Origin of the sequence: Corynebacterium sp. BD556 (genome assembly GCF_038452275.1) — a bacterium.
In the GTDB taxonomy this organism is placed as follows: domain Bacteria; phylum Actinomycetota; class Actinomycetes; order Mycobacteriales; family Mycobacteriaceae; genus Corynebacterium; species Corynebacterium mayonis.
Genome location: NZ_CP141643.1, coordinates 1048059 through 1070368, shown reverse-complemented (window position 1 = coordinate 1070368; position 22310 = coordinate 1048059). Strand labels below are relative to the sequence as shown.

Genomic DNA, 22310 nt, shown 5'->3' with positions numbered 1-22310 from the left:
GCTGGCTTTTAAGTGGGTGCTTCTTAGAAGCGCGGCAGCGGCGGAACCGGGACGCCGTTGGCCTGGAGCAGGTCGGCGATCTTGTTGATGCCGCTCGGGTTGGACGCCACGATCAGCGCCGTGGTGGAGACAGCCGCAACCAAAGCGGTCAAAACGCCCACGAGCGTGCCGACGCTAAAGCTGCTGCCGGGTTTCTCAGCGGGGTTGTTCTCGCCGTTATCACCGGGGTTGACATCGTTGATCGGGGTCGGAGCGGGGCTGTTGACATCTTCATCAGTGGGGATGTTCTGGTCGGCTGGCTCCGCGGCAACAGCCGTCGCGGTGGTCTCCTCCGCGTTGGTGACTGGCGCAGCAACAAGGGTCATTGCGGTCGCGGCGGCGACAATCGCTGGGGCAAATCGCTTCATGAGTAGGACTCCTTAAGAATTGACTCGGTGACACCGTACACCCTGCTGGCAAGTAAGTGCACCAAATGTGAAAAAGAAACGGAAGCACTCCGAGCATACATGGTACTTCATTTGAGCCAATGATTCTCCTTAGAAAACCACATGGGGCTTAGGATGTTCACCAATGTCCTATCTCACGAGCGGCGCTGGCCGTGTGCTGACGGTGTTATCCACCTGAGCCAAAAGCTAACCGTGCAGGTAGATCAGGACAACAATGCCTGTGTGCGCACCCACAGACACGGTCTAACACGCCGAAGGTAGTTATTTTTCGGGCCGGTGCCAGCGGGGGTGCCGGGGGAGGGTGAAAAGGAAAAAAGGGGGGCAAAGATGAACCATGCGACCGCTTAAGCAGTCAGCGTGCCACGCACCTAGAGCCCTGCGCAGCGCTGTAGCGCGGTGAGCCTAAAAAGAAGGTGATTGTTTTGGGTGAAAGTCTGGCCCCGGCGGCGGGGAGTTGCCAAGATCATCGCTAGCGGCAACGGGGAAGTAGGCAAGCTTGACGGGGTAGTGCGGCGTGAGAAGGACGCATTGCGCGTAAGCGAGATGCAAAGTTGGCTATTCTTTTCCAACGTCGTGGAAAAACACGAAGCGCAGCGGGAAGGTGGACGCCGCGGGGAAGGCACATCGCCGCGTTGCAAAGCGGGGCAGCTTACGTCCGACTTTCCGTAGTAACAGGGCTAGACTCATTCAGCATGAGTCAGACACCCCCGACATCAACGCAGGACACAACGCCGACGCCCCAAGGCAGCGCCTTGGTGCACGCGGCGGATATTCAGGCTGCTCAAGCGAAGATTTCGGCGGTTATTGAACCTACTCCCTTGCAGTATTGCCCGCGGCTGTCGCAGCAGTACGGCTACGAGGTTTACCTCAAACGCGAAGACCTCCAAGATGTGCGCTCGTATAAGATCCGCGGCGCCTACTACAACATTGCGTCTTTGACGAGGCAAGAGAAAGACGCCGGTGTGGTGGCGGCGTCGGCAGGCAACCACGCCCAGGGAGTGGCCTACGCCTGCCGCGCAATGGGCATCCAAGGCAAAATCTTCGTTCCCAAACCCACTCCGAAACAAAAACGCGACCGCATCCTTGTTCACGGCGGTGACAACATCGAATTGGTCGTTGTCGGCAACACCTTCGACGAGGCGGCTGAGGCCGCGCGTATTGACGCCGCCGAGCGCGGCGCGACCGTCGTCGAACCATTCGACGCCCGCGAAACCGTCATCGGGCAAGGAACCGTCGCCGCTGAGATCCTCGCCCAGCTCACAGGCCTTGGCCGCCAGCTCGACAGCATCCTCGTCCCCGTCGGCGGGGGTGGTTTGGCGGCAGGCATCACCTCGTACTTGGCGGACATGTCCCCGCTGACCTCAATCGTTGCTGTGGAGCCCGCGGGGGCGGCGTCGATGATCGCGGCTGTCGCGCACGGCGGACCCATCACCTTAAGCACGATCGACCCTTTCGTCGACGGAGCGGCTGTCAAACGGGCCGGCGCTTACCCTTACGAGATCATTGAGCGCAACCTCGGCCGCATCCACTTGATTACCAGCGAGGAAGGCGAGGTGTGTACCGAGATGCTGGCCTTGTACCAAAACGAGGGCATCATCGCCGAGCCTGCTGGCGCGTTGTCGGTGGCGGGATTGCGCGGCGTCGACTTAGCCCCGGGCAGCACCGTGGTGTGCGTGATCTCCGGCGGCAACAACGACGTGTTGCGCTACGCCGAGGTGATGGAGCGCTCCCTTGTCCACCGCGGCCTGAAACACTACTTCTTGGTGAGCTTTCCGCAGGAGCCAGGGCAGTTGCGTGCCTTCCTCACAGACATCTTGGGCGAAGATGATGACATAGTGTTGTTCGAGTACCTGAAGAAGAACAACCGCGAAACCGGTGTGGCGCTGGTGGGCCTGGAGCTCAGCCGCGCCGCGGACCTCGTGCCGCTTTTGGAGCGGATGGATGACTCTCCAATTGAGTGTCGGCGCCTTTTGCCGGGCACCGATGAGTACGAGTTCATCGTCTCGAATTAGCCAGCACCGCAAAACCCCACGGCCCCAGCACGCATTCTGCCGCTTCCACCTTGTCGACCCCAATGCCGTAGACCATCTCTCCACCAGCAGGCACGCTGAGTACTTCGGCGGAGAAGTTCGCGGCGAGCACCACATCCTCATACCCCGCCACCAGCCATTTTTCGCCGTGCAAGACTTTGAGCTCGCGCAGGTCATCACGGTCGAGACGCAGCTCGCGGCGCAGCGCGATGAAACGTCGGTAGACATCGAGCATGCGCTTTTGCTCAGGTGCGAAACCCCAGTCGAGGCGCGCGCTGAGAAAAGTTGACATGGCGGCGGGGTCCGGAATCTCGGCGCAATCCCAACCCATCCGGGAAAATTCGCGCAGCCTTCCCTCGCGCGTCATGCGGTTGAGCCCCTCATCTGAGTGCGAGATGAAGAAAGGAAAAGGGCTGCGCGCGGCGAATTCCTCGCCCATGAAAAGCATCGGGGTGAAAGGGCAGAAGAAAATCACCGCGGCCTTCAGCGCGAGCTGCCCGAAAGTCAAGCTTTGCGACGGCCTATCACCCGCCGCCCTGTTGCCCGTCTGATCGTGCGTAGTGGTGTAGGTAACCAGCCGCCAGGGCGCAGTGTGAGAAAGGTCGAGTGCCCGACCATGGCGCCTGCCGCGGAAAGCCGAGTACCCACCGCGGAAACGGTAGCCGTGGGCCAGGGTGTCCGCCAAAATCTCCATCGCTGCGTAGTCACTGTAGTAGCCGTGGATCTCCCCGCTGACCATAGCGTGTACGCCATGGTGGACGTCGTCGAGCCACTGGGCCGTCAGCCCGTAACCGCCACGCGCGGGTTCGGTGATGATCCGCGGATCATTCAGGTCAGACTCCGCGATGATGTGGCGCGGGATGCCGGTAGCGGCCTCGATGTCGGCGGCGACAACTCGAATATCTTCCATGATGGAATAGGCCAGCCGATCATCAAAAGCGTGGACCGCGTCCAGACGCAACCCATCGATGTGGAACTCGCCGAGCCACTGGCGCACCGCATCACAGATATAGTCGCGCACCTCGTCGCTGCCCGGGCCCGACAAGTTCACCACGTCACCCCAACCGGTGTGGCCGGAGGTGGTGTAGGGGCCGAAAAAGCCAGTGTAATTACCGTCAGGGCCGAAATGGTTGTAGACCACGTCAAGGAATATGGCGATGTTGTGATTGTGGGCGGCGTCGACAAGCTCTTTTAACCCCTGCGGCCCACCGTAAGCCTCGTGAACGCACAACCAGTCCACCCCGTCATAGCCCCAATTACGCTCGCCGCCGAAAGGCTGCACAGGCATCAACTGGATCGCCGTCACCCCCAGCTCCACGAGATAATCAAGCTTGTCCACAACCCCAGCAAAAGTACCTTTGTGCGTAAACGTCCCCACGTGCAGCTCGTAGATCACCTGACCTTTAAACGGCCGGCCCCGCCACGCACCATCACTCCACACGAAATCATCAAAAATCACCTCCGAGGTACCATGCACACCCTCAGGCTGGCGGCGAGTACGCGGGTCGGGAAGGTGAGGCGTCCACGAGGTGCCGTCGAAAAGCGAAAAAGCGTAACGCTGCCCCGGCCGGGGACGCACATTAGCAGCGAACCACCAACCGGGGCGGGCAGTATCGCGCACCAGCGCAACCTCTTCACCGTCGAGGATAAGGTGCACGCGCTGCGCATAAGGAGCCCACACTTCGAACTGTGCTGGAGCAAACATACTCGCCACTGTAGGAAAGCGCGAGGATTAACGCTACGCACACGACACCTAAAATGGGCACCACTATGCCCGCACCTCGAACACCCGAAACCTACCAGTGCCCCGCCGCCGGGGAAGTAGTCCACCACGAATTGGAGATCAAGCGCTCCCGCTTCATCACCAGGCTCGGACGAGTCCAATCCGAAACAGACGCCCGCGCCCTCATCGCCTCAGCGCGCCAAGAATTCCCCGATGCCCGCCACCACTGCTCGGCCTACATTTACCACGTCGATAACGCCCAACCCGTCGAGCGCTCCTCCGACGACGGGGAACCCGCCGGAACAGCGGGCCGACCCATGCTGGAAGTTCTCAAAGGCTCCGGCCTAGTCGACGTATGCGCCGTAGTCATCCGCTACTTCGGGGGCGTCAAACTAGGCACCGGCGGCCTAGTAAGCGCCTACGGCGAAGCGGTCAGCGCGGCACTTGGCAAGGTCCACCGTGTACGTCGCAGCATTAAAGCCCTCGGGGTGGTGGACCTGCCGCATGCACACGCCGGCCGCATCGAAGCCGAGCTGCGCGCTGCCGGCATCGAGGTCGTAGACGTCGACTACGCCTCCATGGCCCGCTACACCCTCGCCTTCAACCCCGAAGAACGCAACCACGTTGAGGCCACACTCGCCGCCGCCACCCACGGCAGCGCCACGCTGCGACAACCCAACGGCCCCGGTTACACCTGGGTGGAAAATCCCACGCGCTAAAGTGAAAGGCATGACACTTCAGCCGCGTCCGAACAACCCGATCGAGCAGCGCAAGCAGGCCGTGCGCCGCTACTCCCGCAACGCCGTGCTCTGGGCTGGCGGCGGTGTCGCCGGCGGCATCGCCATGGCACTTATCACGCAATCCTTTGGGCTGCTCATCATCGGATTTATCATTGCAGTCGTTGGAGGCTTTGCCAACTACAACAAAGTCCAAAGGATCATCAACCACAAAGACCAGTTTTAGACGTGGCGCAAAGCGAAGGAGACGCCGTCCGCATCGACGTGTGGCTGTGGGCGGCGCGGATCTTCAAAACGCGGTCCCAATCCGCCGCGGCTGTACGAGCCGGGCACGCCAAGCTCAATGGGCAGGCTGTCAAACCCTCCGCCGAAGTCGTCCCCGGCGACGAAGTGCGCGTGTGGAAAAACCACCACAATTACATCTTCGAAGTCACCGGGACCGTGAAAAAGCGCGTCGGGGCACCCGTGGCGCGCACCCTCTACATCGACAAATCCCCGCCACCGCCGCCACGCGAAGTGCTGGCAAGCATGCCAGTGCGTGAGCGTGGCGCGGGCAGACCGACGAAGAAAGACCGCCGCGCACTTGACCGGCTCCGTGGACACCATTGACTAGCCGCGCCCTGCACGCAGTGCCGCCAACCGCTTTGTCAAACGGCTGCGGCGCAACTTCGGGCGGTTGCCAGACTCCACCGTGCGCTCGATGTGCTCCGCCCCAAAACGGTTGAGCAACAAATCATCGACGATGCGAACCTGGCCAGGGGCGAAAGCGTACTGCAACGTACCCGAGACGGCGTTGAGGTCGGCATCGTTGGTCAGCTCCGCTAGAGCTGAGACTTTTTCCACGCCGTGGGCACGCAAAAGTTCCAGCAAGAAGCGGTAGTCCTCCATCCGCGAGACTGGAAAGCGGCTGCCCAAAAGGACAGTGAGCACACCGGGAAGCGTCTCCGGGGTGAGCTCCGCGTCGGTGTCGCGGTCCAATTTCTGCTGCGGTTGGGTGACACTAGCGATCTGGTCGAACTGCTGGTCTGCAAGCTCAATCAACCCGGCGGCTAATGCAAAAGCGCGATCGACCTCCGGGTCTGCACTGCCGCCTGCGCGTTTGTAGCGGATATCGTGCTCAAACTCTGCCCATGCATGTTGCAGCACGGTGCGGATCTGCACCTCGAAGACGGTACCCGCGTACTCCTCCAAGCTCTCGGACGCCTCGGTCACTCGCAGCACCAGGTGGTGTGATCCGTAGCCGAAGGTGCCGGAAATGCGCGTCTCCTGCGCCTTGTCCACGCTGCGCAGAACCTCGAAAGCCTCGGCGAGAAGATCCATCACCGCGGGGATTTGCGTAGAGTGCAGCACAGTGATGCGTGCACCGATGACATCGCGGATGTCGTACCAGGGGTCAGGGTAGACAGGTTCTCCATCGCGAATTTTGCGGGCTTTGGATTTGAGTGAGGGCCACGATTTGATGCGCACATCGACTCGGTCAAAGTTCACGCCGGCATCGCTAAGCAGCTCCGTGAGCACCTGCTCGAAGGTGGTGCGCACACCCGGGTGAGCATTGAGCCACGAGAAATACGTCGAGCCGAGGCGCGCAATGACGGCATCGGGAACTTTCTTCTCGTGTGTTTGCTCCTCCCGCTTGTCAGCGGGGTTTTTCTTGCTGTGCTCGCTTTTCATTTCCCCGGTGAGAATACTTTCTCGCCGCCACCACGGGCGAAGCGTTCAGCGACTAACAGAGCTGTCGGCAAAACGGCGAAGATTTCCGCCGCCCGAGCCTCCCCTTCAAAACGGCGCCCGCTGAGCACATCAACCCACGTGCCCTCCGGCAGGGTGATGGTTGTCACGCCCCACCCGCCGCGGCGCTCAAGGTGCAGGGGCAAACGGGTGGCAAGCCCGATAACTGCCACGCCGTGCGAGCCGTGGCTTTCGCCTGTTCCGCGGGCGATGCCCACGAGGTGTTTTTCGGCCTCACCCACGGCGAACACCGCATGGTGCTCACCGGCGGCGAATACCTCGGGCAACGCCAGGCGCAGGTGTAGTCCTTCGCGCACGACCGCAAGTTTGGCGCGGTCGATGACATCGCTGAGTTGCCAAGGCGCCGCGGAATCCCGCGCGGGTTCGCGGAGAAAGTCCTCAAGCGGGGTGGGGCTTGTGCTTTTGAGCTCCATGTAGCGGGCGAGCAGTTGGGAGCGGTTGGTGTAGTCGACAAAGCGACGATTGTCGGGGTCAACTAGCGAAAGGTCAAAGAATTCCTGGCCCTGGTAGGTGTCGGGCACGCCCGCACCGACGAGCTGGAGCACCTTGCGGCCGAGGCAGACCTGGACTGCGCCGCGGTGCAAAGTGGCCGCAAAGTCGGTGATCATCCCGGAGGCCGGGCCGTAGAGCAGGGCATCGACCCAATCGCTGATGGCTTTCTCAAAAGCAGGGTCCTGGTCGAACCATGTGGTAGACACGCTGGCTTCGCGGCTGGCTTTGAGCGCGTAGGCGTGGAGCCGCTCGGCGAAAGCGTCGGTGATCTCGCCGTCTTCGGGCCACACGCCGAGGAAGTTCTGCAGCAGAAAATGGCCCGCGCTGTGGCTCGGAGGGGGAACAATGGCGACAACCTGGCGCACCAACTCCGCGAAGTCTTGGGCCACTTCCGTGATCTCCAGGATTCGGGCGCGTGTGTCTTCGGAGCGTTTAGTGTCGTGCGTGGACAAAGACGTCATCGCCCGCGGCCACAAGGTGGCGCGTTCTTGTTGCAGCAGGTGAAACTCGGCTGCGGAGACACCGAAGCGGCCCGGTGCGCCGCCGACCTCCTGCAGTGCTACAAGGCGGCAGGCGCGGTAAAACAGGGTGTCTTCCACACCCTTAGCCATGACGGCACCGCAGACTTGCGCGAAGCGGGTCGTTGCCTCACCGTTGGCCAAAAGGGCTGCGGCGATGACGTCGAGAGCCGCGCTTCGCGACGGAAACCGGCGCGCCATCTCCGCCACCACCGTCGAGGTGATCCGGGAAAGGGAAATATAGTCAGCGCGGTAGACGGGAATTGAAGCGACAAGCTCAATCACGATGGCTGCAAGTTCCTCGTCGGTGACTGCCTGGCCTGCGGTGGAGAAGTTGTCGCGGCGGATAGCGCGAGTCAAGCGCTTGATTTCCGCGGCGAGCTCACTTTCTGCCACCTCACGCTTGAGTTGTTGCTCGGCGGCGTGGATGGCAGCCTCATCCCAAGTCGAGCCGGTCTGCTGCAGCGCAAGCATGCTCAGGGCGTCCTCTGCGGCGCGGTCGATGAACACGCCGTCGAGCTCGCGCATGGCGTCGTAGCCTGTGGTGCCGTCGACTGACAGGCGCGGATCCAAAGGTTCCGTCACCCCGAGGATTTTTTCCACCACCAACCACCGTTTCTTCCCGATGAGCTCGCGCAAACGGCGCAGGTAAGAGAAAGGGTCGGCGAGCCCGTCCGGGTGGTCGACGCGGATCCCGTCGACAAGATCCTCGGCGATAAGTTGGCGCAACACCCTGTGGGTATGCTCGAATACCAAAGGATCTTCCTGGCGGATCCCGGCCAGCCCGTTGACAGAGAAAAAGCGGCGGTAGGAGATCACCCCATCGCGCCAAAACATCAGCTTGTAGTGTTGCCTAGCACTGACCATTCGGGGGTCATCGTCAAGACTGTTGTAGCTTCCCGGGGCGAGCGGAAAATAATGCTCGTGGTACTTCAGCACATCCTCGTCGATGCCGCTTTCAGGATCGCTCAGGTGGGTGAGTTCCAATTCATCCTCGGCGCCGGGCGCACCCAACACGGGCAACCCCAGTTTGCCGCCAGCCCCGTTGTCCTTGTGCCAGTCAATGTCGAAATAGGTTTCAAACTCGGAATCGCGGCCGTTTTTCAACACATCCCACCACCAGGAGTTCAGGCTGGGAGTCTCCACACCTAAGTGGTTGGGGACAATGTCGAGGATAATTCCCATTCCCGCCTCGTGTGCCGCGGCGGCTAGCTTGCGAAAACCCTCAATGCCGCCGAGCTGCGGGTTGACCTCCGTGGGGTCGGTGACGTCGTAGTTATGGTTGGAACCTTTCACCGAGGTGAAAATTGGCGAGAGGTAAAGGTGTGAAATGCCGAGGCTGTGCAGATAAGGGATCTGCTCCGCGGCCTCGGCAAAACCGAAGCGGCGCCCCGCCGGATCCGCGTGCGGGCCGCGAAGCTGCAAGCGGTAAGTCGAGGTAAGCGGGCGGCGCATGAGTGTCCTTTCCTTAGTGTCGGCGGCGTAAGAGAGGAACTAAACCAAGGCTCCAGCCTAACGCCTTTGTCAGGCTAACAGAGCGCCAGCAGCGGAAACCCGAGGGAGTAGCGCACAAGGCATGCCCCGACAGGAAGGTCGATGGCGGCAGCGACCTCGGCGGCATCCGCGGCGAAGACAAATAACTCACGCCAATTCTGGGTCAGGTAGCATAGCTCACCTTGCGGCCTAAGCTGCTGGTGGAAGTGGTTGTCGAGCGCCGCAAACAGCATCGGGTGCGCAAGCCAGCGCGCTGCCTCTCCAGCGACCTCAAGTCCATTAGGGGCGGTAGCGCCCCACAGTGCGGAAGCGGGGCGGACCCAAAACTCGACGGATTCCGGCACCAGCAAACGCGCGGCCGCGTGCCACGCATGGTGGGCAGAAAGGCCCGCCGCCCCGAGTTCCTGGTGGCTGACCACGGTGCCATCGTCACGCTCCAAAACGGCCATCAGCCCCGGCGACAAAGAGACGAAGGCGGCGGAGGAGCTGCAAAGACCGACATCCGGGCGTGTGGCGCTACGGCAGGTGCGAAAAGCTAGGCGCGGCCGGCACCCGGCCACGACGTTGAAGGATGAAGACGGTGCGACAGTGGAGGTCATGGCCCTTTTAGACTGCGCAGCCGCCGCTGAGGTTCCCTCGCCGAAAGAAAATCCTCCTAGAAAGGGGGCTGCTCGTCGTGTGGTGAGAAGGACTCTCCATCTTCGGCGGGCGCGAGGCCGAGGGCGTCGAAAAGCTGCTGGCTGGTCCAAATCTCGATGTCTTGGCCCTTGTCTTTTAGCTCGCGCGCCCGTTTTTCCTTCGTGGTCATGGTCGCCCATTCGCCGGCGACGAGCACGGTGGTCTTTTTCGTCACATTTTTGCCCACGGTGGCGCCCTGATCGGCGATAGCGTTCCACAGCATTGCCTTGTCGTAGGGGACGAACTCACCGGTCAAGGTGACATTGTGGCCGTAAAGCGCAGCAGAGGGGTCAGCCTGCGGGTTCGGCTCCGGCACAGTCTCGGGTGTAGCCACCGAATGCCACGCAGCAGCCGAGCGTTTGGCCGAGCTCGGTGAGGAAACCTCGGGGCCCGCCTGATTGCTGCCCCGGGGAGTGGCCGCCGCGGCGACGACGGTGGCCGGGTCGGAAGAAAGCGCGGCCTGCGCCTGCAAAGCTCGGGCGGCTCCAGAGCGGTCACGAAGCACCGGGGTGAGACGATCCGCACCGATTGAGCCCATGGCGTAGCCAGTGGAGTGAACAAAGCTCATCACATCACCGCGGTGGCCGGCCTGGCGGGCCACCGCCACCATGATCCCGGCGCAGGCAGCGGCATCGGCACACGCGTCGTGGTGTTTGTCCAGCTCCACGCCGAAGTGTTCGGCGAGCGTCGGCAGCTTGTGGTCGCGCACGTCCAGACTCACCGCACGGGTTTGCGCCAAAGTGCAGGCGAACATGATCGGCGGGACATCGACGCCGGTAGCCAGGCAGGCGTCGCGAAGCGCGCTCGCGTCGAATTGCGCATTGTGAGCCACCACAGGAAAAGAACCGACGAACTGTTGCATTTCGACAATGCGCTCGGCCACCGAGGGTTGGCCCTCCACAGCAGCGGCGTCGATACCGTGAATACCGACGTTGTAGGGGTCAAACTCTGCTAGCGATTCGGGCGGGGTACATAACCAACTGGCGCGCTCAACTTCGACGCCGTCGATGAACTTGACCAAACCGATCTGGCAGATCGAACCCCAGGCCTGGTTCGCGGTTTCGACGTCGAAACCGACAAAGTTAAAACCGGGGATCCCGGCGAGGCTTTGCGGTTCCTCCAAGTCTGGGGCCTCGCCGCGCCGCGCCGCGCTGATCAGTTCGACGAAGCGCTCGGCACCCTCGGTGTCACCGGGGTAGAAGCGGATCACCAAAGGGCCGTCAGCGGTGTCCACCTTGACCTCACCTGTGTCCCAGGCGTTTGCAGAACGCAAAACCTCCACGTTTGTGATGGCATCGATCGCGATGTCCTCGCCCTCGCGGCCGCTCAAAGCTTCGCCGAGCGGTGAGTGCTGGATGACGAGCGCGGTGTTGGACACCGAGATGGTGGCGCCGTGGGCAGAAATCACGAAGATGTCTCCTGACAAAAGCTAAAACGCGGGTGGAATAAGCCGTTTCGGCTCATCCTACCCGCGCCCCAAGCGCCGCCTACTCGGTGCCGTCGTCCTCGCCGTCGATCTGTTTGAGCACGATCGTCGAGCGCGCCGGAACACGCATCGAATCGCCCGCAGAAATCTTGACAGGCTCAGCCGGATAACCCAGTGCCTCCGTTGTGTCGATGAGCACCTCCCAAAGCGCGCTCATCTCCTCGTCCGGCAGCGTGAAGTCGATGTCTTCGAAGTGCGCGTTAAACAGCAACATGAAAGAATCGTCCTCCACACGTTGGCCGCGCCGGCCCGGCTCGGAAATAGCGTCACCGTTGAGGTAAGCCATCAGCGCTTTGCCGAAGGCGAAGTCCCAGTCCTGCTGGGTCATCCGGGTGCCGTCCGGTGTCAACCACGCGATTTCATGCACAGCGTCGTCAGCGCCGAGGGCACCTCCGGCCAAGAAGCGTCGGCGGCGAAACACCGGGTGGCTTCGGCGAATGCCGATCAAGCGCCGGGTGAAAGCATGCAGGTCACCGAAGGATTCCAGGTGGGACCAGTCCATCCAGGCAAGTTCATTGTCTTGGCAGTAGACGTTGTTATTGCCTTCCTGGGTGCGGGCGAACTCATCGCCGTGGGAGATCATTGGGGTGCCTTGGGACAAAAGTAGAGTGGTCAGGAAGTTGCGGCGCTGCTGGGCGCGCAACTGGTTGATTTCCGCGTTGTCGCTTGGGCCTTCCTCACCGCAGTTCCACGAACGGTTATGGCTTTCGCCGTCGCGGTTGTCCTCGCCGTTGGCCTCGTTGTGCTTTTCGTTATAGGAAACCAAGTCGTTGAGGGTGAAACCGTCGTGGGCAGTGATGAAGTTGATCGAGGCGGTCGGGCGGCGGCCGTTGTGCTGGTACAGGTCGGAGGAGCCAGTGATGCGGGAGGCAAATTCTCCGAGGGTGGCGGGTTCGCCGCGCCAGAAATCGCGCACGGTGTCGCGGTACTTGCCGTTCCACTCGCTCCACAGTGGTGGGAAGTTGCCCACCTGGTAGCCGCCTTCGCCGACATCCCAAGGCTCCGCGATGAGCTTGACCTGGGAGACTACTGGGTCTTGCTGGCAGAGGTCGAAAAACGTGGCGAGGCGGTCGACGTCGGAAAACTCGCGCGCCAGGGTGGAGGCTAAGTCGAAGCGGAAGCCGTCGACGTGCATTTCAGTCACCCAATAACGCAGCGAATCCATAATGAGCTGCAGCGAATGAGGATCGCGCACGTTGAGGGAGTTTCCGGTGCCGGTGTAGTCCATGTAGTGGAACTTGTCATCCTCCACGAGGCGGTAGTAGGCCTCGTTGTCGATGCCGCGGAAAGCAATGGTGGGGCCCATGTGGTTTCCTTCTGCGGTGTGGTTATAAACCACGTCGAGGATCACTTCGATGCCAGCTTCGTGCAGTGAGCGCACCATGCCTTTGAACTCGGCGACGGCGTCGCCCGGGTTGCGGGTTGAGGCGTAATGGTTCTCGGGCGCAAAAAACCCGAAGGTGTTGTAGCCCCAGTAATTGCGCAGGCCGAGGTCGCGGAGGCGATCATCCTGCAAAAATTGGTGGACCGGCAGCAGCTCGACGGTGGTTACCCCGAGGTCGGTGAGGTAGTCAATGATGGCCGGGTGCGCCATGCCAGCGTACGTGCCGCGCAGGTTCTCCGGCACGTCGGGATGGGTCTGCGTCATTCCTTTAACGTGACACTCGTAAATGATGGTTTCCTCGTCCGGGATGTTCGGCCGACGGTCGTTGCCCCAGTCGAAGAAGGGGTTAATTACCACCGAAAGCATGGTGTGGCCGAGCGAGTCCTCCTCATTGCGGCCTGAGCCGGGGTTGTCGGAGGTGATGTCGTAGGAGAAAAGGGAACTGTGCTGGTCGAACTCTCCGTCGAAGGCGCGGGCGTAGGGGTCGACGAGCAGCTTGGAGGCATCGCAGCGTTTGCCGTTGTGCGGGTCCCAAGGCCCATGGACGCGGTAGCCGTAGCGCTGGCCGGGGTTGACACCGGGAATGTAGGCGTGCCACACGAAGTTGTCTACTTCTTGCAGCTCGATGCGGGTTTCGGTGTTGTCGGCGTCGATCAAGCACAGTTCCACCTTCTGAGCCACAGAGGAAAACACGGCGAAGTTGGTGCCAGCTCCGTCGTAGGTGGACCCAAGTGGGTAGGCCGAACCGGGCCAGACATCAAAGGTCGCCGCCGGTGTCGTAGAAACATCAGTCATGTGCGCTAATCGTATAGGACTGCGGGTGTTTTACCGGGGTTCGCATGTCGGCGTCACTCGCTGCCGAGGCCCTTGAGCAAAAAGCCCACGGCGCGTTCGACGCCTTCGGCGCTGCCGGGGCGAGTTAGCGAAGGCTTTGGTGCCTCGCCGGTGGCGGCTTCCAGCTGCAAAGCGGATTGGTGTGCGTAGGCCGCCCCGAGGGTGAGATAGATTAAGCCTTCCGCCGCAGCGGTTTTTTCATGTGTCGAAGCCCCCTCGCCCTGAGCTGCGTCAAGCGCCTGATGCATCACGGAGAAAAGTTGTTCTGCCGCCACAGAGTCCGGCTGGCTAATTGCCGTGAGCACCACCTCGGCGCCGTCGCGGTGGTTGAGCATCGCGGCGCGCAAGGAGGCGCAGGCCTGCTCGGGGGTGGATGGGGGGTTGGCGGAAACTGGGGCGATGATGTGCAAGGCGAGATCGGAGATGAGTTCCTGTTTGTTTTTAATATGCCAATACAGGGCGCCGGGGGCGACTCCGAGAGTGGTGGCAATGCGGCGCATGGAGACGTCGGCAAGCCCATAGCTGTTGAGAAGCTTGAGGGCAACGGTGCTAATCGCGTCGCGTGATAGCTGCATGGGATTCGACTGTAGCCCGCATTTCGGTGGGACCGACGTTGGGGATTTGGACCCATGCTCTAGACTGCCTCACAGTAAGTGCTCAGCCCTTTCCTAGTGCCGCATAACGGCCAGGGCAGATTAGCGCTGTTAACTAGCGGAAGCTAACCGGTGGAGTCGTCCACGAACGTCCACACAGAGGAGAAGAAACGTGTTGATCCCTGCCCGCACCATTGTGGCGCTGTCGACTGTAACAGTGCTGTCGCTCGGACTTGCCGCTTGCGGCTCAGACGAGGAAGGAACTTCCGGTGCACTGTCCACAGCCGCGAGAGCCTCCGGCGCAGCCGAGGCAAGCGAGGTCAACTCCGTCGGCGAGGAGAATAAAAACGGCGCGGACAAGGATGGCGACAATGACAAAGAGGCTGAGTCGGGTGAACAAGGCGGATCCGGCGCAGCCCAGACGTTGACCAACCCCTTCGCCGAAAACATGACCGTGCCTAACCATGAACCGCTTCAGGGTGGCAGCCCGGCCAGCGACGCGGACCGTGAGGAGATTCGGCAGACCGTCTACAACGCCATGAATCCTCCTAGCTACGACCAGTGGACCCGCGTGCTTTTGGAAAACTCCTGCAGCAAAATCGGTGACCCCGTGCGCGAGGAAATGGCCCGCAGCGGTTTGACCCTTGAGCAGCTCGAGCAAACTGCACGGACACATGAGGCGAATGGTCAGGCGATCACGCTGCCCAGATCCGAAATTGCTGTCGATGATGTTCGCGTCGACGGCAACCGTGCCTCCGCCTCCGTGACCTCCACGAATGAATACGGCTCCGATACTTTGACGCAGATTTTTGAACGCGAAGACGGCCGCTGGAAGATCTGCAAGTAACACGGTGGGCGGGGGCGCTGAGAGTTGAATTGATTTGTTCTGACTCGATTTAACTCCGGTGTCCGTCGCGCGCTAGCGTAGAGCGCTATGAGTAGCTTGACGACGGCCCACTCGCAGCCCCAACCCCCCACTAGGGCTGCGCGCACTTCAGGTGTGGGACGGGCCGCTGGCCTTCTCGTCGTCGCTTTAGGTTTGGGCAGCCTCGTGGGTGCAGTGTGGGGAGTTCTGCGGCCCGGCTACGACGTCGTCGTGGAAGATGGGCAGTTGGTGGTCAACCTTGCGGCGTCGCCGGTCAACGTGGAGTTCGACTCTTACGGCTGGTTCGCCGTTTTGACCAGCTTGCTCGGCGTCCTTTTGGCGCTCATCGCGTTTGCCTTCAACAACGGCCGTGCCACTGCCTTTGTGCTGCTGTGGGTTGTTGTGACCTCTTTCGCTGGCGCTTTCGCCATCTACACCTTCGGCATGTGGTCTACTGGTTTTGTCTCGGACAAGCCTGGGCACGAAGGTTTGGTCGACGGCAGCCGCCTCCGCATTGTTCCAGCGCTTCAACCTGGGGTGGTGTGGCTGGTGGGGCCTTACATGTCCGTGGTTACTTATTGGCTGTTGGCCTTTGCCAGTCCCGAGCCCGAACAGCGCGAACGCTAGCCTTTAGGCATCCGAGCCGGGCCAACGCACAGCGGAGCTGCCGTTGCATTGGGCGCTGACGGCGTCGATGGAGCTAAGAATCGACACGAGCGAAGTGACGACGAAGTTGTTTAGCTGATTGACGGACAAGCCTTGGGTGATCAGGCTGGTTGTCTCCACGTGGACGTGCAGGCTAGTTGCGCTTTCCTGAATGTATGCGCACACTCCCTCCGATTTTTCGTTGATTGAGTTGCACATCAGCCACAGGGCAAGAAAGTCCGCCTTTTCTCCCGCGTCCCACATGCCGGTAATCCGCGCGTAGTCTACGTCGTCAATGCACACGGCGAAGGCGACCCCGTTAACGCCGGTAACTAAAACGTCTTCCGGGGTCAAAGCATAGGTAAAGTCGAGAACTTCGAAGACGTCTTCAAGCTGTGCCATGCCCACCGTTTGGGTGTACGTTTCTCGTTCATCGGCGCAGGGGGTGTGCCCGGCGTACATTTCGGGGACGAAGGACACTTCGTGTTCGCCGTCGCGCGGCAGGTGCCGGGAGGAGGGATGCCGGCCCAACAAAGCCTCCATGTCTTGGGCACGCAGGAGGGTTGGGGCAAGCGGCACGTCGAACTCGACCGGCAAGAAGCGAATACGAAGCTGGGTGCTAAAGGCCGACATGTGCTCGAAGGCGTCGCAAAGCTCCTCGAGAAGCTGCTCATCTGTCAGACCGTGCCGAATACACACCCCGGCGCGCAACCGCACGTTGATGTCGCCAGCGTCGTTGAGGCATAAGGAGGCGGTTGGCCCGACCCTATCGTGGTTCCACGAGTTGAGGAAACGGGCGAGGTCGGCGCTGTGGCCGAAATCAATGGGGATGCGTTCGGTGCAGTCAACGACGAGCATAAGTGGCTTTTCGTAGCTCACCCACACAGTGGCTATGTAGGCGGGGTGGGGCACAACAATGCGGTCGAATCGCTCTAAGACACTGAAGCCGAGTGAGTCGAGGGCGTCGCAGATGCGCCCGTTGGTGATTTCGGCCGGGGCCTGTCCAACTTGAGAAAGGTAGCTGTCGGCTCTGTGTTTGCCCATGGAAGTCTTCTTCCCGCTCCTTCCCGGAATCGCTGCAAATAAGGGGTGCGCCGCTGTGCGGCACTCCTGTGATATGAGCTTAGGCAAAGCCAGGCGAGGCAGTAAAGGTGTGCGTTTCTGCAGTGCCGCGCCGACCTGATCAGCCCTGCTTAGACGCTGAACTCTACAATGAACCGGGAGCACCACAGACTTGACCCGTCGAGAGGAAACACGATGCACGATCTGCTTAATGTGACCGACCTGCGCGGGCACACTCCCACAGCGGCGAAGCTGCGCCGGGTTTTGCCGCGTGGCGGCACCGATGTCACCGCGGTGCTTCCGACGGTCACCCCGCTCATTGAGGAGGTTCGTTCCCGTGGGGTGGAGGCCGCACTGGAGTTCGGGGAGACTTTCGACCAAGTCCGACCGAGCGCGGTACGTGTCCCTGCCGAGGTCATTTCCCGTGCCGCTGCGCAGCTTGACCCGCAGGTGCGCGATGGGCTTGAGGAGGCGATTCGTCGGATCCGCGCGGTGCACGCCGACCAGTTACCACGCCCGCACACCACCACGTTAGCGCCGGGTGCTGAGGTCACGGAAGTTTTCCTTCCTGTGCGACGAGTTGGCCTGTACGTTCCCGGCGGCAAAGCTGTTTACCCTTCCAGTGTGTTGATGAACGCTATTCCCGCTCAGGAGGCGGGCGTGGAGTCGATGGTTGTGTGTTCTCCGCCGCAGGTGGAGTTCGGTGGTTGGCCGCACCCGACCACGCTCGCGGCTTGTGCGCTTCTTGGCATTACGGAAATTTGGGCGGTTGGTGGTGCGCAGGCGGTGGCTTTGATGGCTTATGGTGATGACAACCACGGCCTTGAGCCTGTGGATAAAGTCACCGGCCCCGGAAACATTTTCGTCGCCGCAGCCAAGCGTGTGGTCAATGGTGTTGTTGGCATCGATGCGGAGGCGGGGCCCAGTGAAATTGCAGTGTTAGCTGATGACACCGCTGACCCAACCTTCGTTGCAGCCGACTTGATCTCCCAGGCTGAGCACGACGAGCAGGCTGCTTCAGTGTTGATCACGCCCAGTGAGAAACTCGCGCGGGCTGTCGCGGCCGAGGTGGATCGCTTGGCGGCCGAAACTCTCAACTCCGAACGCGCTATTTCTGCGCTTGGCGGTGCGCAGTCTGGCATTGTGCTTGTTGATGACCTCGCTGCCGCCATCGCCGTAACCAACGCTTATGCTGCTGAGCATCTGGAGATCCACACTGCTAACGCCGAAAGCGTCGCGGGCCGGATCACCAACGCTGGGGCGATTTTCATCGGCCCGTATTCGCCGGTGCCTCTGGGTGACTACCTTGCCGGGTCCAACCACGTTTTGCCCACTTCTGGCACGGCCCGCTTCACCTCGGGTCTGGGAACCCATACATTTTTGCGCCAGGTAAACATGATTAATTACAACCGTCAGGCTCTGGAAGGCGTCGGCAAGCACATTGTTGCTCTGTCGGTCGCGGAGCAGCTACCGGCGCACGGCGAGGCGATTACGGTGCGCAACCTCAACGTGGACAAGGAGAGCTAGATGAGGGAACTGTCGGCAGGTACCGCCGCCGCGAACACCACCGTCGATGAGCTGCCGTTGCGCCTTGAGCTCAAAGGCCGGTCCGCCTACGGTGCGCCCCAGCTCGACGTGCCGGTGGCGTTAAACACCAACGAGAACCCGTATCCGCCCTCGCAGGCGCTGATCGACGACTTGGTGGCCGAAACCGCGCGCCTAGGGAAAAGCTTGAACCGCTACCCGGATCGCGACGCGGTCGATCTGCGCCGCGAGTTGGCTGCCTACGTTTCCCGACAGACCGGGGTGGCGGTGAGCCAGGACAATGTGTGGGCGGCCAACGGCTCCAACGAAATCCTCCAACAGCTTCTGCAGGCCTTCGGCGGGCCGGGGCGCACCGCGATGGGATTTACTCCCAGCTACTCCATGCACCCGATCCTTGCGGCGGGTACCCAAACCGAATTTATCGCCGTGCCGCGCGGCGAGGACTTCCGCATTGACCTTGGATCGGCCTTGGCGCAGGTTGAGCAGCACCGCCCGGACGTCATATTCATCACCACCCCGAACAACCCGACTGGGGATGTCACCCCCCTGGAAGCAGTCGAGGAATTAATCCAGGCCGCACCCGGCATCGTGATTGTGGATGAGGCTTACGCGGAGTTTTCAGCCTCGCCTTCTGCGGCGCATCTCATCGGGCGCTACCCGGACAAGTTGGTTGTCTCGCGCACGATGTCGAAAGCTTTCGACTTCGCGGGAGGTCGGCTGGGCTATTTCGTTGCCGCCCCAGCGTTTATTGAGGCGGTCATGCTTGTTCGCCTGCCATATCACCTCTCCGTGCTGACGCAGGCGGCGGCGCGGGTGGCGCTGCGGCACGCGGATGAGACGTTAGCGAATGTAGATAAGCTGGCGCGTGAGCGCGAGCGCGTTCGCGAGGCACTGCTGGGCCTTGGTTTCGAGGTGGTTGCTAGCGAGTCGAATTTTTTGTTCTTCGGCCACTTCGATAATTCCCACGCCACCTGGCAGGCTTTTTTAGACCGCGGCGTTTTGATCCGCGACGTTGGTGTACCGGCTTACCTGCGGGTAACCGTCGGACTCGATCATGAAAATGATGCCTTCCTCGAGGCAGCAAAGGAAATTCGCTATGGCACAGCCTAAGAAGAAAAAGACCGCCCGGGTGGGCGCGGCGACGCGCACCACCTCTGAATCCGACATCGCCGTTTCCATCTCCCTCGATGGCAGTGGTTCTACCGACATCGACACCGGCGTGCCGTTTTTTGACCACATGCTCACCGCTTTCGGCACCCACGGAGCTTTTGATTTGAAGGTCCACGCCACGGGCGACACCCACATCGATGCGCACCACACCGTGGAAGATACTGCGATCACCTTGGGCTGGGCGCTTGCCGACGCCATCGGCGACAAGCGTGGCATCCGCCGCTTTGGTTCCTTCCTGCTGCCGATGGATGAAGCGCTCGTCGAAGCGGTTGCGGATTTTTCGGGCCGTCCCTATTTTGTGATGAACGGGGAGCCCGAACACATGCTCAGCCACATTATCGGCGGGCACTACGATACGGTGATCAACCGTCATTTCTTTGAAACCTTGGCATTAAACGCGCGGCTGACGCTGCACCTCAACGTGCGTTACGGGCGCGACCCACACCACATCACGGAGGCCGAGTTCAAAGCAGTGGCGAGGGCTTTGCGTGAGGCCGTGGACTTCGACCCCCGGCTCACCGGCGTGCCTTCAACTAAAGACGCGCTGTAAGGAAGTGGCTTTTTTCGGGGCTGGAAGCATCCCGACGAGAAGAAATAAAGAGATGATGCCTTGATGATTCGTGCCGGCAGCACGGCTGTGCTGACCCCAGCGGAAGTTGAAGCTGTGACGAGCCCGTGGAACGCCCGCGGCCTTATCCCCACGCTCATCGCCGTTGCCGCAGCTTTCGGTGCGTGGTCGCTGCTTTTGCCGGTGGTGCCGACGGCGGTGATCGACGCTGGCGGGTCTGAGACTCTCGCCGGCGCGACGACCGGCATCTTTATGCTCACCACGGTTATCACCCAACTGTTTGTACCGGCACTGCTGCGGCGCTTCGGCTACCGCACAGTCATAGCGGTGTCTTCGCTTTTGCTCGGTGCGCCCTCATTGGGGTTGCTCCTCGGTGTAGATGCCTCGGTTGTGCTGACAGTAAGCGCTATCCGCGGCATTGGCTTCGGGGCGCTTAGTGTTGCGGAAGCTGCAATCATCGCGGAACTGGTGCCCAAGCGCTTGTTGGGGCGCACCACAGGCATTTTCGGTGCTTGTGTGGGAGCTGCCCAGATGGCTTTTTTACCGATGGGTCTATGGTTGTCCGACCTGGTGGGTTACTCCGCTGTCTTTGTCATCGCTACCGCCATCGGGACGATCGGCCTCGTTGTGTGCCTGTCAATTCCGGTCATCCAACGCCCCGATGAGGCAGACGTTGAACTGTCGGCGGTGCGGGTGCCGGTGTGGCGTTTGGTTTCGGTGCCGATGCTCGCCCTGATGTTCGTCACCACCGCCTACGGTGCGGTGGCTAACTTCCTGCCTGTCGGTGTGCGCGAACTAGACCCGACCGCCAGCGCTGCGTTCGCCGGGATACTTCTGTCCCTGCTCAACCTGGCAGCGATGATGGCGCGCTACTTCTCTGGCATTGTGTTAGATCGCCGCGGCGTTCCCGGCACGTTGATGATTCCCTTTCAGATCACCGCGGCTGTCGGCGTTGGAATCATCGCGGCCGTCATGTTTGCTAAAGCCCCAGTGTGGTGTCTCATTCCCGCAACTTTGCTGTATGGGGCGGGCTTCGGCGCGGTGCAAAACGAGGCGCTGACCCAACTGTTCTACCGTCTTCCCCGGTCGAAAGTCTCCGAAGCGTCCGCGTTGTGGAACATCTCCTTCGACTCCGGCACAGGCATTGGTTCGATGGTCTATGGTGCGCTACTTGTCAGCATGACGATGGGGCAGATGTATGCCATCGCCGGCTCGGTGATTGTTATGGGTGTGGTGGTCACGGCCTCAGATCGTCTACTCGGCCGCTACCGCGTAGTGGAGGTGGACAACCTGCGCCACAGGATGCGCAGCGTGCAGGCGCCGCGGTTTTACAAACGCGGTGGTCGTTAGGCCTTACCTTTGCGCGGTCGCAGCGCGGGTCGGCGTCGCAAGGGCAGCACCCGAGCGTTTCGCACACTGCTAGTCAACCAAACCCCTCCGCGCCGAAAACCCGGACACTGCCAACAGCGTTGTGCACCCGCCCACCAACACGTACGCCCAGCCGCACCTGGAAAAACGCAGTCCCGCACGGTTATTCACCCAAACTAACTTCTATCCGCAACTGGGGGATGTGACTTCCCAGCTTCTGCATTGGGCACAGTTTCTCCGGGAAGTAGCGCTAGAGTTGCAGGTATGACCACAACTCAGCGCCAGCCCCACGTGGCTCTTTTGGACTACGGAGCGGGCAATATCCGCTCGGCCCAACGCGCCCTAGAACATGTCGGAGCGCAGGTCACCGTCACCCAAGATTTCTCCGTCGCCATCGAGGCGGACGGTTTGGTGGTGCCCGGCGTAGGAAGCTTCGACGCCTGCATGCGTGGTCTGCGTGAGGTCAACGGCCCGCGCATCGTCGGGCAGCGCCTCGCCGGGTCGCGCCCTGTGCTGGGTATCTGCGTGGGACTGCAGGTGCTTTTCGACCGCGGAGTAGAACACGGCGTGGACACTCGGGGGATGGGCGAGTGGCCGGGGACCGTCGACAAGCTAGAGGCAGATATTTTGCCTCACATGGGTTGGAACACCGTTGACGTGGCGCCGGAATCGGAGCTTTTCGCCGGGCTCGACTCGCGCACCCGCTTCTACTTCGTACACTCCTTCGGCGTGCAGAAGTGGGAGATGATCGCCGACGAGTTCATCGCCCCGCCGAAAGTGTCCTGGGCCACTCATGGACGCAGCCGTTTCGTTGCAGCAGTGGAAAATGGTCCCCTGTGGGCCACTCAGTTCCACCCGGAGAAGTCCGGCGAGGCCGGACTGAAGCTGCTGCAAAACTGGTGCGCAACCCTTTAGCTAGGATA

21 protein-coding genes are annotated in these 22310 nt (G+C 61.3%); 12 read left to right on the top strand and 9 right to left on the bottom strand.

Annotated elements, in window-relative coordinates:
• Window positions 1-23 precede the first annotated feature (23 nt).
• Window positions 24-407, bottom strand: coding sequence for a hypothetical protein (locus tag VLL26_RS05070; RefSeq protein WP_342320021.1), 384 nt, complete (start codon window positions 405-407; stop codon window positions 24-26).
• Window positions 408-872: 465 nt separating this feature from the next.
• On the opposite strand from VLL26_RS05070, the gene VLL26_RS05065 reads away from it, so the two are divergent.
• Window positions 873-1115, top strand: coding sequence for a hypothetical protein (locus VLL26_RS05065; protein WP_342320020.1), 243 nt, complete (start codon window positions 873-875; stop codon window positions 1113-1115).
• Window positions 1116-1138: 23 nt separating this feature from the next.
• Window positions 1139-2458 (top strand): threonine ammonia-lyase IlvA, encoded by a 1320-nt coding sequence (gene ilvA / locus VLL26_RS05060; protein WP_342320019.1) that lies wholly within the window; start codon window positions 1139-1141, stop codon window positions 2456-2458.
• Here ilvA and treZ read toward each other — a convergent pair.
• The gene (gene treZ / locus VLL26_RS05055; protein WP_342320018.1) at window positions 2442-4181 is read right to left on the bottom strand and encodes a malto-oligosyltrehalose trehalohydrolase; all 1740 of its coding nucleotides are present in this window, start codon (window positions 4179-4181) and stop codon (window positions 2442-2444) included. The genes ilvA and treZ overlap by 17 nt on opposite strands.
• Before the next feature lie 65 nt (window positions 4182-4246).
• Here treZ and VLL26_RS05050 point away from each other — a divergent pair, with 65 nt between their 5' ends.
• The 3 genes from VLL26_RS05050 to VLL26_RS05040 are packed head-to-tail and all read left to right on the top strand — an operon-like array spanning window position 4247 to window position 5545.
• The gene (locus tag VLL26_RS05050) at window positions 4247-4918 is read left to right on the top strand and encodes a YigZ family protein (RefSeq protein WP_342320017.1); all 672 of its coding nucleotides are present in this window, start codon (window positions 4247-4249) and stop codon (window positions 4916-4918) included.
• Between the two features lie 10 nt (window positions 4919-4928).
• Window positions 4929-5162, top strand: coding sequence for a hypothetical protein (locus VLL26_RS05045; RefSeq protein WP_342320016.1), 234 nt, complete (start codon window positions 4929-4931; stop codon window positions 5160-5162).
• 2 nt (window positions 5163-5164) lie between these two features.
• Window positions 5165-5545 carry an RNA-binding S4 domain-containing protein gene (locus VLL26_RS05040; protein WP_342320015.1) on the top strand — a complete coding sequence of 127 codons (381 nt, stop codon included), beginning with the start codon at window positions 5165-5167 and terminating at the stop codon, window positions 5543-5545.
• Here VLL26_RS05040 and VLL26_RS05035 read toward each other — a convergent pair whose 3' ends face one another.
• From VLL26_RS05035 to VLL26_RS05010, 6 genes are all read right to left on the bottom strand, one after another.
• Window positions 5546-6607, bottom strand: coding sequence for a GTP pyrophosphokinase (locus VLL26_RS05035; RefSeq protein WP_342320014.1), 1062 nt, complete (start codon window positions 6605-6607; stop codon window positions 5546-5548). It lies immediately after the preceding gene.
• The gene (gene treY / locus VLL26_RS05030) at window positions 6604-9150 is read right to left on the bottom strand and encodes a malto-oligosyltrehalose synthase (protein WP_342320013.1); all 2547 of its coding nucleotides are present in this window, start codon (window positions 9148-9150) and stop codon (window positions 6604-6606) included. The genes VLL26_RS05035 and treY overlap by 4 nt, the downstream gene beginning before the upstream one ends.
• A gap of 74 nt (window positions 9151-9224) precedes the next feature.
• Entirely contained in the window at window positions 9225-9788 is a 564-nt protein-coding gene (locus tag VLL26_RS05025; RefSeq protein ID WP_342320012.1) for a hypothetical protein, read from the bottom strand.
• A gap of 56 nt (window positions 9789-9844) precedes the next feature.
• Window positions 9845-11275, bottom strand: coding sequence for an exonuclease domain-containing protein (locus tag VLL26_RS05020; RefSeq protein ID WP_342320011.1), 1431 nt, complete (start codon window positions 11273-11275; stop codon window positions 9845-9847).
• Window positions 11276-11354: 79 nt separating this feature from the next.
• Window positions 11355-13532 carry a glycogen debranching protein GlgX gene (glgX, locus tag VLL26_RS05015; protein WP_342320010.1) on the bottom strand — a complete coding sequence of 726 codons (2178 nt, stop codon included), beginning with the start codon at window positions 13530-13532 and terminating at the stop codon, window positions 11355-11357.
• A gap of 53 nt (window positions 13533-13585) precedes the next feature.
• Complete coding sequence (locus VLL26_RS05010) at window positions 13586-14146, bottom strand: TetR family transcriptional regulator (protein WP_342320009.1); 561 nt, start codon at window positions 14144-14146, stop codon at window positions 13586-13588.
• 190 nt (window positions 14147-14336) lie between these two features.
• Between VLL26_RS05010 and VLL26_RS05005 the strand changes: the two genes are divergently transcribed.
• Together VLL26_RS05005 and VLL26_RS05000 are read left to right on the top strand one after the other, a co-directional pair.
• Window positions 14337-15011 (top strand): hypothetical protein, encoded by a 675-nt coding sequence (locus VLL26_RS05005; protein WP_342320008.1) that lies wholly within the window; start codon window positions 14337-14339, stop codon window positions 15009-15011.
• Window positions 15012-15098: 87 nt separating this feature from the next.
• Complete coding sequence (locus VLL26_RS05000) at window positions 15099-15656, top strand: hypothetical protein (RefSeq protein ID WP_342320007.1); 558 nt, start codon at window positions 15099-15101, stop codon at window positions 15654-15656.
• A 3-nt stretch (window positions 15657-15659) separates the two neighbouring features.
• Here the strand turns inward: VLL26_RS05000 and VLL26_RS04995 are convergent, their stop codons facing one another.
• Window positions 15660-16718, bottom strand: a complete 1059-nt coding sequence (locus tag VLL26_RS04995) for a YbjN domain-containing protein (protein WP_342320006.1) — start codon at window positions 16716-16718, stop codon at window positions 15660-15662.
• Window positions 16719-16940: 222 nt separating this feature from the next.
• Here VLL26_RS04995 and hisD point away from each other — a divergent pair, with 222 nt between their 5' ends.
• From hisD to hisH, 5 genes are all read left to right on the top strand, one after another.
• Complete coding sequence (gene hisD, locus VLL26_RS04990; RefSeq protein WP_342320155.1) at window positions 16941-18263, top strand: histidinol dehydrogenase; 1323 nt, start codon at window positions 16941-16943, stop codon at window positions 18261-18263.
• A 9-nt stretch (window positions 18264-18272) separates the two neighbouring features.
• Window positions 18273-19391, top strand: a complete 1119-nt coding sequence (locus tag VLL26_RS04985) for a histidinol-phosphate transaminase (RefSeq protein WP_425292302.1) — start codon at window positions 18273-18275, stop codon at window positions 19389-19391.
• Window positions 19378-20001, top strand: a complete 624-nt coding sequence (gene hisB / locus VLL26_RS04980; protein WP_342320004.1) for an imidazoleglycerol-phosphate dehydratase HisB — start codon at window positions 19378-19380, stop codon at window positions 19999-20001. Before VLL26_RS04985 ends, hisB begins: the two co-directional genes overlap by 14 nt.
• Before the next feature lie 63 nt (window positions 20002-20064).
• Complete coding sequence (locus VLL26_RS04975; RefSeq protein ID WP_342320154.1) at window positions 20065-21369, top strand: MFS transporter; 1305 nt, start codon at window positions 20065-20067, stop codon at window positions 21367-21369.
• 282 nt (window positions 21370-21651) lie between these two features.
• Complete coding sequence (gene hisH, locus VLL26_RS04970) at window positions 21652-22302, top strand: imidazole glycerol phosphate synthase subunit HisH (RefSeq protein ID WP_342320003.1); 651 nt, start codon at window positions 21652-21654, stop codon at window positions 22300-22302.
• Window positions 22303-22310: the final 8 nt, after the last annotated feature.

Bases quoted from the DNA above. Each gene is read 5' to 3' on its own strand.
- VLL26_RS04975 (WP_342320154.1), top strand. From the start codon at position 20,065: ATGATTCGTGCCGGCAGCACGGCTGTGCTGACCCCAGCGGAAGTTGAA.
- hisH (WP_342320003.1), top strand. From the start codon at position 21,652: ATGACCACAACTCAGCGCCAGCCCCACGTGGCTCTTTTGGACTACGGA.
- hisB (WP_342320004.1), top strand. From the start codon at position 19,378: ATGGCACAGCCTAAGAAGAAAAAGACCGCCCGGGTGGGCGCGGCGACG.
- VLL26_RS05010 (WP_342320009.1), bottom strand. From the start codon at position 14,146: ATGCAGCTATCACGCGACGCGATTAGCACCGTTGCCCTCAAGCTTCTC.
- VLL26_RS05045 (WP_342320016.1), top strand. From the start codon at position 4,929: ATGACACTTCAGCCGCGTCCGAACAACCCGATCGAGCAGCGCAAGCAG.
- VLL26_RS04995 (WP_342320006.1), bottom strand. From the start codon at position 16,718: ATGGGCAAACACAGAGCCGACAGCTACCTTTCTCAAGTTGGACAGGCC.
- VLL26_RS05070 (WP_342320021.1), bottom strand. From the start codon at position 407: ATGAAGCGATTTGCCCCAGCGATTGTCGCCGCCGCGACCGCAATGACC.
- treY (WP_342320013.1), bottom strand. From the start codon at position 9,150: ATGCGCCGCCCGCTTACCTCGACTTACCGCTTGCAGCTTCGCGGCCCG.
- VLL26_RS05000 (WP_342320007.1), top strand. From the start codon at position 15,099: ATGAGTAGCTTGACGACGGCCCACTCGCAGCCCCAACCCCCCACTAGG.
- treZ (WP_342320018.1), bottom strand. From the start codon at position 4,181: ATGTTTGCTCCAGCACAGTTCGAAGTGTGGGCTCCTTATGCGCAGCGC.
- VLL26_RS05025 (WP_342320012.1), bottom strand. From the start codon at position 9,788: ATGACCTCCACTGTCGCACCGTCTTCATCCTTCAACGTCGTGGCCGGG.
- ilvA (WP_342320019.1), top strand. From the start codon at position 1,139: ATGAGTCAGACACCCCCGACATCAACGCAGGACACAACGCCGACGCCC.
- glgX (WP_342320010.1), bottom strand. From the start codon at position 13,532: ATGACTGATGTTTCTACGACACCGGCGGCGACCTTTGATGTCTGGCCC.
- VLL26_RS05035 (WP_342320014.1), bottom strand. From the start codon at position 6,607: ATGAAAAGCGAGCACAGCAAGAAAAACCCCGCTGACAAGCGGGAGGAG.
- VLL26_RS05050 (WP_342320017.1), top strand. From the start codon at position 4,247: ATGCCCGCACCTCGAACACCCGAAACCTACCAGTGCCCCGCCGCCGGG.